At 40.2% G+C, this 229-nt stretch carries 1 pseudogene; it reads left to right on the top strand.

Annotation, left to right across the window (positions count from 1 at the left end):
- Nucleotides 1-229 (top strand): annotated as a pseudogene (locus tag ASE40_RS22355) (hypothetical protein); the annotation flags it as partial.

Here is a 229-nt window from a genome sequence, read left to right as displayed (position 1 = left end):
TTTGGTACAGAGATGCAGATGGAGATGGTTACGGAAACCCTGGAGCTTCAACAAATAGTTGTGCCCAGCCAAATGGCTATATTAGACAGGCTGGAGATTATGATGACAATAACGTAAACATTACCAATCTCTCTCCCCAATATTTTTACAGAGATGCAGATGGCGATGGATATGGTAATCCGTCTGTGTACATTTACTACAGCTATATTCCCGATGGATATGTTTATAA

The sequence above is a fragment of the Flavobacterium sp. Root935 genome, assembly GCF_001429295.1.
GTDB lineage: Bacteria > Bacteroidota > Bacteroidia > Flavobacteriales > Flavobacteriaceae > Flavobacterium.
The sequence above is the reverse complement of the archived record's forward strand: the minus strand, read 5'-3'. Positions and strand labels throughout refer to the sequence as shown.